The organism is Novosphingobium sp. BL-S-32 (genome assembly GCF_056857055.1).
On record NZ_CM166476.1, the window covers coordinates 762653 to 776146 of the forward strand.

Sequence of the window (13494 nt, forward strand, 5' to 3'; positions counted from 1 at the left end):
TGGTCAGTCTGTAACGACTGCGACGGGACCGTTACAATTTCTTACCATTCGAGGATTTGCCGGGAGGCACTCTCCATCTAGCCCGGAAAACATGAGGACCTCCGCTATCGCCCGCACACGCGCCCTGCCCGCACACCACAGTGCGCTTTACCTTGCGCTGGCCTCCACGGCGCTGGCCGTGCCGGTGGAGACTCGCGCGCAGCAAGCTGCGACGGCCGCGCCCGCTGCGGCACCGAAGTCCTCCGCCGCCAAGAGCAATTCCGCCGCCAGCTCGAACGAGACTGTCAGCAATGACGAGATCATCGTCACCGGACAGGCGGTTCCCGGCGCGGTAATCGGCGACATTCCGCCGGAGAACCAGATCGGCCCGGGCGAGATCGCATCCTACGGCGTCGATTCGATCAGCGACCTGCTGAACGAGATCGCCGACCAGACCGCCAGCATTTCCGGCCGCGATTCGTCGAGCGGGCCGGTCGTGCTGGTCAACGGCAAGCGCGTCTCGGGCGTCAATGAAGTTGGCGACCTGCCGGTGGAATCGGTGCTGCGGGTGGATATCCTGCCCGAGGAAGTGGCCATCAAGTATGGCTACGACGCGCAGCAGAAGGTGGTGAACATCATCCTCAAGCGCCGCTTCCAGTCGCGCGTGGTCGATCTGGGCGGCGGCCTTTCGACCAAGGGCGGCGGCGGGCAGGGCTCGGGCGCGTTCACCTATACGCGCATCCACGACAACGACCGCGTGAACCTGACCGGCAAGATCAACACGCAGGCCGCGATTCTGGAGAGCGACCGCGATATCCAGCCCGATCCCAACAGCGGCATAACCCCGGCGGCCGGGCTTTCCGACGACCGCGCCTATCGCACGCTTCAGGCATCGACGCGCAACTATGCGCTTGGTGCCAGCCTTGCGCACGATCTGGGCGGTTCCGCGAACCTCTCGTTCAACGTCAAGGGCACGTACAAGACCAGCCGCTCGCTGGGCGGACTGGCCGACGGCGAACTGACGGTTCCCGCCGACAATCCCTTCTCGGACGGCACTGCAACCACGCTCAACCGCTATCTTTCGACCGATCCTTTGAACCGGTCGACCAATACCGGCGATGTCACGGCCGGATCGACTTTCAACATGGATCTGTCCACCCGCTGGAAGCTCTCGGTCATCGCCAGCTACGAGCACACCGAGACGGATACCCGCACCGAGACCGGCTACGACACCGCCGCCCTGCAAGCCGCGCTCGATGCCGGGGATCCCACGGTCGATCCCTATGGCACGCTGTCACCCGGCCTGCTGGGGAACATGCTGACCAACCGTGCTAAGTCCAACAGCGACACCGGCAGCGCCAGCGCGTTGATCTTCGGCAAGCTGCTCAAGCTGCCGGCCGGCGACATGGGCGTGAGCCTGAAACTGGGCGGCGACTTCACGTCGCAAACATCGACCACCATTCGCGAGGGCTCGACCATCGATGGCGACGCCAGCCGCACCAACGGCAGCGCCAAGCTCAGCGTCGATATTCCGCTGACCAGCCGCACCAAGGGCTTCCTGGGCGCGATCGGCACGCTCAGCCTCAATCTCAACGGCGGCATCACTCAAGTTTCGGACTACGGCACGCTCGGCACGTTCGGTTACGGGCTCAACTGGACGCCGGTGAAGAACGTGACCGTGATCGCGGCGGTGAACGAGGACCGCAGCGCGCCGACCGTGGCCCAGCTCAGCAATCCGGTGATCACCACCACCAACCAGCGCGTCTTCGACTATGTGACGGGCGAGTCGGTGCTGGTGACGACGATCACCGGCGGCAATCCCAACCTCAAGGCGGATGACCGCCACAGCTTCAAGCTGGGCATCAACGCCCAGTTGACCAGCGAGCCCAAGCTCAATTTCAGCGCCAGCTACGTCGACAGCCGCAATCGCAACGCCATCATGAGCCTTGGCGGCGTGACCGAGCAAGTCGAGGACGCGTTCCCGGATCGCTTCATCCGCGACGATTCCGGCACCCTCACGAGCGTCGATTCGCGGCCGGTGAATGTTTATCGCCAGCGCACCGAGCAAGTGCGCTGGGGCTTCAACTTCTCAGCCCAGCTTCGCAAGCCCAAGCGCCCCGAGCGGCGGCCCGGGGAGGGCCCATGGGGCGGCCGTCGGTTCGGTGAGCAGGGCGAGCGGCCTGCCGGTGGTCAAAGACCCGGGCAGACGCCGGGCCAGCAGACCGGAGTGCCGCAGCCGGGCCAGCCGGGCGCGGACAACGAGATCACCGTCAACGGCCAGCGCGAGGGCGAAGGCCCCGGCGGCGGCTTCGGCCCTCCGGGTGGACCGCCGCCAGACGGTTTCGGCCCTCCCCGCGACGGTCCGCCGCCAGACGGCTTCGGACCGCCTCCCGGTGAAGGCGGTCCCGGTGGCCCGGGCGGCCCCGGCGGCGGCCGACCCGGCGGCTTCGGCGGCCCGGGTGGGCGCGGCGGGCGCGGATTCTCGGGCGGGAGCGACAACGGCATGCGCCTGCTCGCCTCGGTCTACCACACCTGGGTCCTGCGGCAGGACGTGCAGCTTACCGAGGACAGCGAGACGATCGACCTCCTTCACGGCGGCACGATCACCGGCAACGCGACGCCGCAGCACAAAGTCACCGCCAGCCTTGGCGTGATCGACAACGGCCTTGGCTTCCGGCTGGAGGGCAACTGGCAGAGCGCAACCCATGTCGAGGGCGACGGGCTCTCCTCGTCCACCGGCGACCTGCACTTCTCATCGCTGTCGACGCTCGACCTTCGGTTGTTCGGGAACCTGCAAAACCGCTTCCGGGGCAAGGCCTGGGCGCGCGGCACCCGCGTCAGCCTCTCGATCGAGAACCTGTTCGACCAGCGCCAGCGCGTGACCGATGCCACCGGCGCCACGCCTTATGCCTATCAGAAGGACTATCTCGACCCGATGGGCCGGACTGTCCTGCTTTCGGTGCGGCGGATTTTCTGAGGTTGTGGCGGCTTCGGCCGTCGCGCTTGAAGTGAAGCGGGATCCCCGCCTTCGCGGGGATGACGTGGTGGTGGGTTCAGGGTCGTTCGACAGCCCCCGCGACTTTAATTTCGTCATCCCCGCGAAGGCGGGGCTGTGGATTCACATTCGAAGTGCAACGGTTGAAGAGAGCATGCCTCGGCGGGTGTTTTGAAGTCGAGGCATTTTCGCGGTGTATTGTTGTAGCGTTGGATGATGTCCTCAAAGTGGGCAGGCGAGAGATCCTCGATGTTGGTCTTGCGCGGCAGGTCGCGTCTGAGGCGGCCGATGGCGTTTTCGACGCCGCCCTTTTGCCATGGGGCATGGGGGTCGCAGAAGAACGTATCGATGCCGAGACGGTGCAACCTGTGGTGCTGTGCAAACTCGGTGCCGTTGTCGAGGGTCAGGGTTTGGCGCAAGGCGGCGGGCCAGGGCCGCAGCATGGCGGCGAGCAGGTCGGCGGTGCGCCGGGCCTTTCGGTCGGGCGGATGGCAGATCAGGGTGTAGCGCGAGGAGCGTTCATGGGCGACGAGGATGGCCTGGCCGTATCGGGCGAAGAGCATGAAGTCGGCCTCCCAGTGGCCGGGCCGGGACCGATCCGCGGCCTCGTCCGGGCGCATGGCGATGGGTTGGCGCTTGGCGATGAAGCGGACCGAGGATCCGCCGGGCTTGCGGCGCCATCCGCGGCGGGCCTTGGCGCGGGGCAGATAATGGCGCCATGATCGATCGTTCGTCCGCCTGATCTGGGCATGGATGAAGCGATAGATGCTCTCGTGACTGATGATACGCACGCCGGCCTCGCGGGCCATGCGGCCGGCGATCTGCTCGGGTGACCAGCCGGCCGCGAGGCGGCCCAGCACGCCCTCGCGCAAGGCCTGATCGCGTTCGAGGCGCATGCCCGACCAGCGCCGGGCGCGCGCCTGCTCTTGCGCATAGCCGGGCCGATAGCCCACCGTGCTGCCGCTGTTGCGCTTCAGCTCCCGAAAGATCGTCGATGCCGAGCGATCCACAGTTGCCGCGATCTGGCGCAGCGATTGCCCGTCTTCATGAAGACGGGCAATCGTACACCGCTCTTCCAGATCAAGCTGTTCGAAAGCTCTTCCCATGACAACACCATAACCTGGTGTTGCACTTCGTTTGTGAACTTGGCGGATCCCGCTTCCTTCCTCCAACGCCACGGCAAAGAAAAAGGGCGGGAGAGCCTCGCTCCCCCGCCCTTTTCTCAATCCACTCGAAGCGAGCCGGTAGTTGGCCTCACTCCTCGCCCATGCGCAGCGCGGCGATGAAGGCTTCCTGCGGAATCTGCACGTTGCCGTACTCGCGCATGCGCTTCTTGCCTTCCTTCTGCTTTTCCAGAAGCTTCTTCTTGCGCGTGATGTCGCCGCCATAGCACTTGGCAGTCACGTCCTTGCGCATGGCCGAAATCGTCTCGCGCGCGATCACCTTGGCGCCGATCGCCGCCTGAATCGGGATCTTGAACATGTGCCGGGGGATCAGATCTTTCAGACGCTCCACCAGCGCGCGGCCGCGCGGTTCGGCCTGGCTGCGGTGAACCACCATCGAAAGCGCGTCGACCGGCTCGTTGTTCACGAGGATGTTCATCATCACGAGGTCACCCTCCTGAAGCCCGATCTGCTCATAGTCGAAGCTGGCATAGCCGCGGCTGATCGACTTCAGGCGGTCGTAGAAGTCGAACACCACTTCGTTGAGTGGCAGTTCGTAAGTCACCTGCGCGCGGCCACCGACATAAGTCAGGTCCTTCTGGATACCGCGACGGTCCTGACACAGCTTCAGGATCGAGCCGAGATATTCGTCCGGCGTGTAGATCACCGCCTTGATCCAAGGCTCTTCCATGAAGTCGATCTTCACCGGATCGGGCATGTCGGAAGGGTTGTGCAGTTCCTTCACGGTGCCGTCGGTCATCGTCAGGCGATAGACCACCGAAGGCGCCGTGGTGATGAGGTCAAGGTCGTATTCGCGGCTCAGGCGCTCCTGGATGATCTCCAGATGCAGCAGGCCGAGGAAGCCGCAGCGGAAGCCGAAGCCCAGCGCCGCGCTCGATTCCATCTCGAAGCTGAAGGAGGCGTCGTTGAGGCGCAGCTTGCCGATCGATTCGCGCAGCTTCTCGAAGTCGTTGGCGTCGACCGGGAACAGGCCGCAGAACACCACCGGCTGCACTTCCTTGTAGCCCGGCAGAGCCTGCGTCGCGCCGCCCTTCACCGTGGTGATGGTGTCGCCGACCTTGGCCTGTTCCACTTCCTTGATCTGCGCGGTGATGAAGCCGATTTCGCCCGGGCCCAGTTCGGGCAGGTCGATGCGCTTGGGCGTGAAGCAGCCGACGCGGTCGATCAGGTGCTCGGTGCCGCCCTGCATGAACTTGACCTGCAGGCCCTTCTTGATGACGCCGTCGATCACGCGCACCAGAATGACGACGCCGAGATACGGATCGTACCACGAATCGACCAGCATGGCCTTGAGCGGCTGATTGCGCTCACCCTTCGGCGGCGGGATCTTGGCGACCACGGCTTCAAGGATCTCGGCAATGCCGATTCCCGACTTCGCGGAGGCGAGCACCGCTTCCGAGGCGTCGATGCCGATGATGTCCTCGATCTCGGTGCGAACCTTCTCGGGCTCGGCAGCGGGGAGATCGATCTTGTTGATGACGGGCACGATCTCGTGGTCGTGCTCGATCGACTGATAGACGTTGGCCAGCGTCTGCGCTTCCACGCCCTGCGCCGCGTCCACCACCAGCAGCGCGCCTTCGCAGGCGGCAAGGCTGCGGCTGACTTCGTAGGCGAAGTCGACGTGGCCCGGGGTGTCCATCAGGTTGAACTCGTACGTGAGCCCGTCCTTGGCGGTGTAGTTCAGGCGCACGGTCTGCGCCTTGATGGTGATGCCGCGTTCCTTCTCGATGTCCATATTGTCGAGCACCTGGGCGCTCATCTCACGTTCGGAGAGGCCACCGGTCGACTGGATCAGACGGTCGGCAAGCGTGGACTTGCCGTGGTCGATATGGGCAATGATCGAGAAATTTCGGATCTGGGCGAGTTCGGTCATGGAGCGCCGTTAGCAGCGCTTTTGGCCGCTGTCAGCCTGCCTTGCGCATTGGCCCCGAATCGCTTGCCTCGCGAAGGGTGCGCGGAGGGGTAAAAAGCACCGCTCCGTGCGCATCCAGCTCCAGCGGCGCCGCGAATTCGACGCCCATGTGATCTTCGCGGCACCAGCGCGCATGGGCGAGAACGACGTGATCGTCGGACAGATGCAGCGCGAAGCAGGTCTCGACCGGCACGTTCCACAGCCCTTCCACCAGCGCGCCGGTCTGCGACACATTGCGGATGGTGGCATGGTAGATATGGCCGCCGTGCTCCAGCATGACCTTGCGCAGCATGGTCTGGCGCGGCGCACGCGCTGAACGCGGGCCCTGCGCGGTGGCGCCCAGGCCAAGGGCCAGCCGCGCCGCCACGCCAACGCCGTCCAGCGGCCGTTCGTAGATATAGCCCTGCACGTGGCTGCATCCGAGCAGGCGGACGAGGTCCAGCTCGTCCAGCGTTTCCACGCCCTCGGCCGTGGTCTCCATGTTGAGCGCCTCGGCAAGGCTGACGATCGAGGAAATGATCGCGCCGTTGCGGCTGCCTTCGATGGTGGCGCCGCGCACGAAGCTCTGGTCGAGCTTGATCTTGTCGAACGGCGCTTTCTTCAGATAGCCGAGCGAGGAATAGCCGGTACCGAAATCGTCGAGCGCCAGACGCACGCCGATCGCCTTGAGCGCGGCGAACATCGCCTCGGTCGATTCGTCCTCCCCCAGGAAGACGCTCTCGGTGATCTCCAGTTCGAGCCGCGAGGGCGCGATTCCGGCATCGGCGATGGCGCGGGTGACGATCGAAGGCAATGCGGGGTTGGAGAATTGCAGCGGCGAGACGTTCACCGCCACGCGCACTTCGTCCGGCCATGCGGCAAGATGGCGGCAGGCGGTGCGCAGGGCCCATTCGCCGATCTCGGCAACCAGCCCGGTCTCTTCCGCCACCGGCACGAAGCGGGCGGGCGAGAGATAGCCGTGGCGCGGGTGATTCCAGCGCAGCAGCGCCTCGAAACCGGTGATCCGCTCGGTCGTGGTGCGGATCTGCGGCTGGTAATGGAGTTCCAGCGTGCCCAGCGCGATGGCGTCGCGCAGGTCCTGTTCGAGCTGCTGGCGTTCCTTGACGTCCGAATGGAGATCGTCGTCGTAAAAGTAATGCCGCCCGCGCCCGCCGCCCTTGGCCGCATAGAGCGCGAGGTCGGCATTGCGGATGATCTCCTCCGCCGTCACGCCGTTGTCGGGGCAGAGCGAGATGCCCACCGAGGCGCCGATGGTCACTTGCGCGCCGTCGATCGGATAGGCCTGCGACAGGTTCTCGATGATCCGCCGCGCCAGATGGGCAAGGCCCTCATGCTGGTGATGGCCGGGCAGCAGGACCTGGAACTCGTCGCCGCCAAGGCGCCCGACACGGCCCATGGCGCCGACAGTGCCGGTCAGCCGCTCGGCCACTTGCTTGAGCAGCGCGTCGCCGGCCGGATGGCCCATGGTGTCGTTGACTTGCTTGAAGCGGTCGAGATCGAGCAGGAACACCGCGCAGGCGCGGCTTTCGAGGCGCGGCGAGGTGAGGATCTTCTCCAGCCATTCCGCCATCTGATAGCGGTTGGCGAGCGCGGTCAGCGAATCGAAGCGCGCCAGCTGCGTCACGTGCTGCTGCGACTTACGGGTCTCGGTCAGGTCGGTGCCCGAACCACGAAAACCCAGGAAATTGTGGAACTGGTCGAGCACCGGACGGCCCGAGATCGACCACCAGCGCTCATCCGCCTCGCCCGTCGCGGCGCGCACGGTCAGGTCCTGAAACGAGGAGCGCGTGGCGAAGTGGAAGGCCAGCGTGCGCTCGCTCTCCTGCTGTCCGCCGGTCTCGACATGGAACAGGCTGGCGAACGTGCGTCCGGCTGCTTCTTCCTGCGTGCAGCCGAGAAGCTGGGCAATGCGCGGCGAGACATACGTGACCAGCCCGCGCCGGTCGCTCTCCCAGAACCAGCCCTGCCCGGTGTCTTCATATTCGCCGAGCAGTTCCTCGGCGCGGTGCTGACGCAGTGCCTGTTCGGCGCGGCGGGCCGATTCCGCCGCCGCCGTCCGCATCTGGCGTCTGGCGACGACGAGGCCCACGGCACTCCCCGCGACGATCAGGCCGAACGCATGAAACGAGGTGGACGGCAGCGAAGCGCCGCACCACAGGGCCACGGTCGCGGTCACGATGGACGTCTGCCGCCCTTCGAGCAGCACGGTCGCCAGCAGCACGGTCAGCACGAAGACCGAGATCGTCACGCTTCCGCCAAGCTCGGGAGAGGACAGGGTCCAGTCCGTCGCCGCGGTGCCGAACAGTGCCATCGGCAATGCGATCGCCAACAGCATCAGCGGGTAACGCTTCCAGCTATCGTGCGCGCAGCGTTCCTCGATACGGGCGAGCCACGGCGCGGCAAGGCAGCCAAGCGCCGCGAACAGCGTCAGCAACGAGGGCCCGGGACCCGGCGCAGCCCGCGCCACCAGCCCCATGATGACCAGCGCGCAGATCATGCACGGCGCCATCAGTTCCCAGCGGCGGGCAATGAAATAGAACAGCGGGTCGCTGCTTCCGCCCTTGGGCCGCAGCAGCGCGAAATTCCCGGCGGCACTGCGCGGGGCAGTCGCTTCCGATACCGGCTCGTCGACGGCGAGAATGTCCGGAGCACTATCTTGTGAAACAGTCAGCTCCGATTCGCCGGCCGCATCGACGCGCAGCGGCGCAGAGGCGCGCGAATCCGGCACGCCCTCGCCAGCGATCGGCCATCGCCGTCTGGAACCTGTTTTCGCCATGCCCTCGCTATTGCAGGCGGGGCCATTTCAAAAGGGTTAAGCCCGCACCGCTCGGTGACCCCAAAAATCCGAATTTGCTGCGCCTCACAGGGGATAACACTTATCCGCGACGGGCACCCGCCCACTTGGGACAGAGCGCAGCCAAGTGGCCGTTTTCGCTTGCTCCGTGCCCTGCCCCATGCTTGCTTGCAAAGTGACGGGGCGCACGCCCGGTGCGCCCTCTCACGGGAGAGCAAGTCCATGCGGCATATCGCGATCGTGGGTTCGGGACCGGCCGGCTACTACACCGCCGAGGCAGCGCTCAGACAATGGGGAGACGGTGTGCGCGTCGATATCTTCGATGCTCTTCCGGTACCCTTCGGATTGATCCGCAGCGGCGTGGCCCCCGATCACCAGTCGATCAAGGGCGTCTCCCGCCGCTACGAAACGACCGCGCTTTCCGAAAATGTCCGCTTCGTCGGCAATGTTTATATCGGCCGCGACGTTACCGTGGCCGAACTGCGCGACCTTTACGATGCCGTTGTGCTGGCCACCGGCGCCCCCAACGACCGCAAGCTGGGCCTGCCCGGAGAAGATCTGGCCAATGTCTTCGGCTCGGCCGCCTTCGTCGGCTGGTACAACGGCCATCCGCAATTCTCCGGGCTCGCCCCGCAGCTTTCGAACGATACGGCGGTGGTGATCGGCAACGGCAATGTCGCGCTCGACGTGGCGCGCATCCTTGCCAAGTCCAAGGAAGAGTTCGCGGGTTCGGATATCGTCCGGCACGCACTCGATACCTTGCTGGGGTCGCAAGTCCGCCGCATCGTCATCCTCGGGCGGCGCGGGCCGCACCAGATCGCGATGACGCCCAAGGAACTGGGCGAGCTGACCCACCTCACCCGCGCCTGGCCGCATGTCGATCCGGCCGACCTGCCGCCCATCGCCGAAGACGCCGCGCTCGAACCCGGCCAACGCAAGGCGGTGAGCCATTTGCGCGCCTTCGCGGCGGTCGAATCGGAGGCCGAAACGGGCCCCGAGCCCGCAGGCGGCCGCGTCGTCATCGATTTCGACTTCTTCGCCGCCCCGCGCGCCATCCTGGGCGAAACCCGTGTCGAGGCGGTCGAGGTGGAGCGCACCCGGCTGGAAAACGGCAAGGCAGTCGGCACCAGGGAGATCTATCGCATCCCCGCCGGACTAGTGATCGCCTGCATCGGCTACCAGACCTCGCCGATTCCGGACGTGCCCTATGACGACAAGCTCGGCCGTTTCGCCAATGAGGACGGCCGGATCGCGCCGGGGCTCTATTGCGTGGGCTGGGCCCGGCGCGGCCCCACCGGCACGATCGGCACCAACCGACCGGACGGTTTCGCGATCGTCGAGAAGATTTCCGACGACCTTGGCGGCTTCCGCGCCGATGGCGCCGGCAAGCCCGGCCGCCCCGGGTTCGACGCGCTCGCGGCCGAACGCGGGATAGACTACGTCAAGTTCACCGACTGGCAGAAGATCGACGAGGCCGAGATCGCCAATGCGCGCGACGGCGCCCCGCGCGAAAAGTTCGTCGCGGTGGAACATATGATAGAGGCCGCCGGAAAACACTGACACCGTCTGCCGGTGGCTGCCGATCCAGCGGCCACCGGCAACAAATGCGTAATTTTCACTGGACCGCCCCGCCGCCGCAGCTATCCCCTGCCACTCTTGCGAACAGGGGGTTACGCACGATGAAGATGAAGCATGTCCGCACCGCAATCGCGGCGGCATTGATGTTGGCCATGCCTGTGGGGACAGTCGAGGCCAAGCCCGCACCGGTGGTCGGCCAGATGGCGCCGGACTTCGAAATCACCCTGATGGACGGCAGCAAGGTCACGCTCGCACAGCTTCGCGGGCAAGTGGTCGTGCTCAATTTCTGGGCGACGTGGTGCGTGCCCTGCCGCAAGGAACTGCCCACGCTCGATCACTACTACAAGATCCAGCACCAGCACGGCCTCAGCGTCTTCGCGATCACCACGGAAGACTCCGCGCCGCTCTATCTGCTGAAGGACCTGTTCAAGGCCATGGCGATCCCGGCCGCCCGCAAGATCAAGGGCCCGTATGGACCGCTCACCGGCGTCCCGACCAATTTCGTCATCGATAGGAACGGAAGGCTGCGTTACGCCAAGGCCGGCGCCTTCGACCTTGACGATCTGAACGCGGTTTTGGTGCCGCTGCTCCAAGAAAAGGCTGTCGTTACCGAAGCGAGAGCCGAAACCGCTGCAAAAGCCCGCCTGTAAAGCGCCTTAACATTGCACTTTGATGACAGCATTTGAAATTAAATAGTTGTTATTATTATGATTTCTTAGAACTTGTCGTCTACTTAGCCGTCCGAAATCAACCGGGGCGATATCGAAACCCCGAAACTTCGGGTGCATGATGTCATCTTGGAAACCGGCGATTGGCCGGCTGCTTTCGTCGCTGGAAACGCGTCTTGTCGGCGCGCTTGCGCTAATCGTCGTGGCGACCGTGCTGTTGCAGGTCGTCACCCAACGCGAAGCCTTCGGGCTGCGCCATGAGGGCGAGGCGCTTGTTCACGCATCGGCCATTGCCGAGAACGCGGACCAGTTCGCCGAGGCCGTAGGCAAGCTGCGCATGGCCACCAATCGCGGCCTTGTCGCCAGCGACGATACCGCGGACGAACTGACCGACGCGGCCATCGCCATCGGCGACCGGCTCGGCAAACTGCGCAACAGCGGCATGGCGCTCTATGACCTGCCGGAAGCCTCCGATCCTTTCGCGGATCTGGACAAGCACATCGCCGCCATTCTCGAAATCCAGTCCCGCCACAACGCCGGCCAAGGCCTGATCGACCGGATCGAGGCGCGCAACAATGCCATGGCCGGCCTTGCCGCCCGCATCGTCGAGCGTGCCCATGCCGAGCGCGAGGCCGCGCAGCGCCGACTGGTCGCGTCGATCGGGCGCTGGCAGATGCTGGTGCTCGGCACCGGGCTGGTGACGATCCTGATCGTCTCGCTGGTGCTGTTCGACATCCTCAAGAACATCCTGCCCGCCGTGCGCCGCATGCACGGTTCGCTGCAACGCCTTGCCAATGGCGACCTCGACATCGAGATCGGCTCCTTCCGCCTCAAGGAACTGAAGGACCTGTCCGGCCCGCTCGAAACCTTCCGGCGCAATGCCAAGGCGGTCAAGAACCTGGCCTTCAGCGACCCGGCCACCGGCCTGCCCAACCGCCGCGCGTTCCAGGAAGACGTGACCTGGCTGTTCAGCGCCGCGCCCGAGCGCCGCTTCGCCTGCATGCTGATCGACATCGACCGCTTCAAGCATATCAACGACGATTACGGCCACGCCGCCGGAGACGATCTGGTGCGACTGATCGGCGCCCGGCTCAAGGCCAATCTCGGCGACGGCAGCATCGTCGCCCGCGTCGGCGGGGACGAGTTCGCGGTCTGCATCGAAATGGCCGAGGGCGAATCCGCCACCGTACTGGCCTCCCGCCTCACCGATTCGGTGCGCACGCCCTTCAGCCTCGGCGAATATTCGGTGGCGATCACCGCTTCGATCGGCGTCGCCGAAGTGGAAGCCTCGGACGAGGCCGACATCGACGAGATCCTGCGCAATGCCGACATGGCGCTCTATGCGTCAAAGAAGAACGGCCGCAATTCCGCCACCGGCTTCGCGCCGCAAATGGCCGAAGAGCGCGCGGTCGACCGCGCGCTTGAAAAGGACCTCGAAACCGCTTTCGAAAGGGGCGAGCTGCGCATGGTCTACCAGCCGATCCATCCGGTTTGCGACACCGTGCAGGAAGTGGAGGCGCTGGTCCGCTGGAAGCATCCGGATCTGGGCGAAGTTCCGCCTTCCACATTCATCCCCGCTGCCGAGCGCAGCGGCCAGATGGTGCGGCTGGGCGAATGGATCATCCGCCGCGCGCTGGCCGATTTCGCCCGCTGGCCCGACATGACGATGAGCATCAACCTCTCGCCGCTGCAACTCCAGCACGACGGCTTCAGCGCCTTCCTGCTCGACGCCTGCGGCCGCCACGGCATCGCGCCGCAGCGCCTGTTCCTGGAAGTGACGGAATCGCTCTCGATCGAGCGCAATACCCGCGCGCTGCTTACGCTCAACCTGCTGCGCAATCTTGGCTTCCGCATTGCGCTCGACGATTTCGGCACGGGCTATTCGTCGCTGTCGATGGTCAAGAGCTTCAAGTTCGACCGCATGAAGCTCGACCGCAGCCTCGTCATGGATCTCGGGCAGGACCCGGCCTCGGTCGCGGTGCTGGAAGCGGCGGTGACGATGGCCCGGCATGTCGGCGCCGAAGTGGTGGCCGAGGGCATCAGCGAGGCCCACCTCATCGACGCCACCAAGGGCGCGGGCTGCACGCACCTGCAAGGCTACTTCTACAGCCAGCCGATCGAGGCGGATGAAGTGCCGCACTATTTCGCGGTAGAGACCGACGTGCGCACTGAGGTGGCCTGAGTTACAGAACTGATTGAAGGTCGTGAGCCGATCCTCTCCAGCCCCTAACCCAATAGACCATCGTCGCCCCCGCGAAGGCGGGGGCCCCGCTTCTTTCGCGCCACGCCTCAAAGAAAAGCGGGATCCCCGCCTTCGCGGGGATGACGGCAAAGGTTCGAGACGGCGGAGGCTTGGGCAAGCAGCCTACCCATCCCGAACGCGC

The 13494-nt window shown here is 65.3% G+C and carries 7 protein-coding genes; 4 read left to right on the forward strand and 3 right to left on the reverse strand.

What is annotated here, in order from left to right:
- Window positions 1–91: 91 nt before the first annotated feature.
- On the forward strand, window positions 92–2956 hold the full coding sequence (locus tag AC1VVK_RS03575) for a TonB-dependent receptor (RefSeq protein WP_482904410.1): 2865 nt from the start codon (window positions 92–94) through the stop codon (window positions 2954–2956).
- Window positions 2957–3069: 113 nt separating this feature from the next.
- Here AC1VVK_RS03575 and AC1VVK_RS03580 read toward each other — a convergent pair whose 3' ends face one another.
- The 3 genes from AC1VVK_RS03580 to AC1VVK_RS03590 form a co-directional block, all read right to left on the reverse strand.
- Window positions 3070–4080 carry an IS30 family transposase gene (locus tag AC1VVK_RS03580; protein WP_482904411.1) on the reverse strand — a complete coding sequence of 337 codons (1011 nt, stop codon included), beginning with the start codon at window positions 4078–4080 and terminating at the stop codon, window positions 3070–3072.
- Window positions 4081–4228: 148 nt separating this feature from the next.
- Window positions 4229–6031 (reverse strand): translation elongation factor 4, encoded by a 1803-nt coding sequence (lepA, locus tag AC1VVK_RS03585; protein ID WP_132385644.1) that lies wholly within the window; start codon window positions 6029–6031, stop codon window positions 4229–4231.
- A 31-nt stretch (window positions 6032–6062) separates the two neighbouring features.
- The gene (locus AC1VVK_RS03590; protein ID WP_482904412.1) at window positions 6063–8846 is read right to left on the reverse strand and encodes an EAL domain-containing protein; all 2784 of its coding nucleotides are present in this window, start codon (window positions 8844–8846) and stop codon (window positions 6063–6065) included.
- 240 nt (window positions 8847–9086) lie between these two features.
- Between AC1VVK_RS03590 and AC1VVK_RS03595 the strand changes: the two genes are divergently transcribed.
- From AC1VVK_RS03595 to AC1VVK_RS03605, 3 genes are all read left to right on the forward strand, one after another.
- The gene (locus tag AC1VVK_RS03595) at window positions 9087–10424 is read left to right on the forward strand and encodes an FAD-dependent oxidoreductase (protein WP_482904413.1); all 1338 of its coding nucleotides are present in this window, start codon (window positions 9087–9089) and stop codon (window positions 10422–10424) included.
- A gap of 119 nt (window positions 10425–10543) precedes the next feature.
- The gene (locus tag AC1VVK_RS03600) at window positions 10544–11092 is read left to right on the forward strand and encodes a TlpA family protein disulfide reductase (RefSeq protein ID WP_482904414.1); all 549 of its coding nucleotides are present in this window, start codon (window positions 10544–10546) and stop codon (window positions 11090–11092) included.
- A 136-nt stretch (window positions 11093–11228) separates the two neighbouring features.
- A complete protein-coding gene (locus AC1VVK_RS03605) occupies window positions 11229–13292 on the forward strand; it encodes a putative bifunctional diguanylate cyclase/phosphodiesterase (RefSeq protein ID WP_482904415.1) in 2064 nt (687 codons plus the stop codon).
- The last annotated feature ends 202 nt before the right edge of the window (window positions 13293–13494 follow it).

Coding starts and splice junctions, on each gene's coding strand:
- AC1VVK_RS03575 (WP_482904410.1), top strand. CDS start 92: ATGAGGACCTCCGCTATCGCCCGCACACGCGCCCTGCCCGCACACCAC.
- AC1VVK_RS03580 (WP_482904411.1), bottom strand. CDS start 4,080: ATGGGAAGAGCTTTCGAACAGCTTGATCTGGAAGAGCGGTGTACGATT.
- lepA (WP_132385644.1), bottom strand. CDS start 6,031: ATGACCGAACTCGCCCAGATCCGAAATTTCTCGATCATTGCCCATATC.
- AC1VVK_RS03590 (WP_482904412.1), bottom strand. CDS start 8,846: ATGGCGAAAACAGGTTCCAGACGGCGATGGCCGATCGCTGGCGAGGGC.
- AC1VVK_RS03595 (WP_482904413.1), top strand. CDS start 9,087: ATGCGGCATATCGCGATCGTGGGTTCGGGACCGGCCGGCTACTACACC.
- AC1VVK_RS03600 (WP_482904414.1), top strand. CDS start 10,544: ATGAAGATGAAGCATGTCCGCACCGCAATCGCGGCGGCATTGATGTTG.
- AC1VVK_RS03605 (WP_482904415.1), top strand. CDS start 11,229: ATGATGTCATCTTGGAAACCGGCGATTGGCCGGCTGCTTTCGTCGCTG.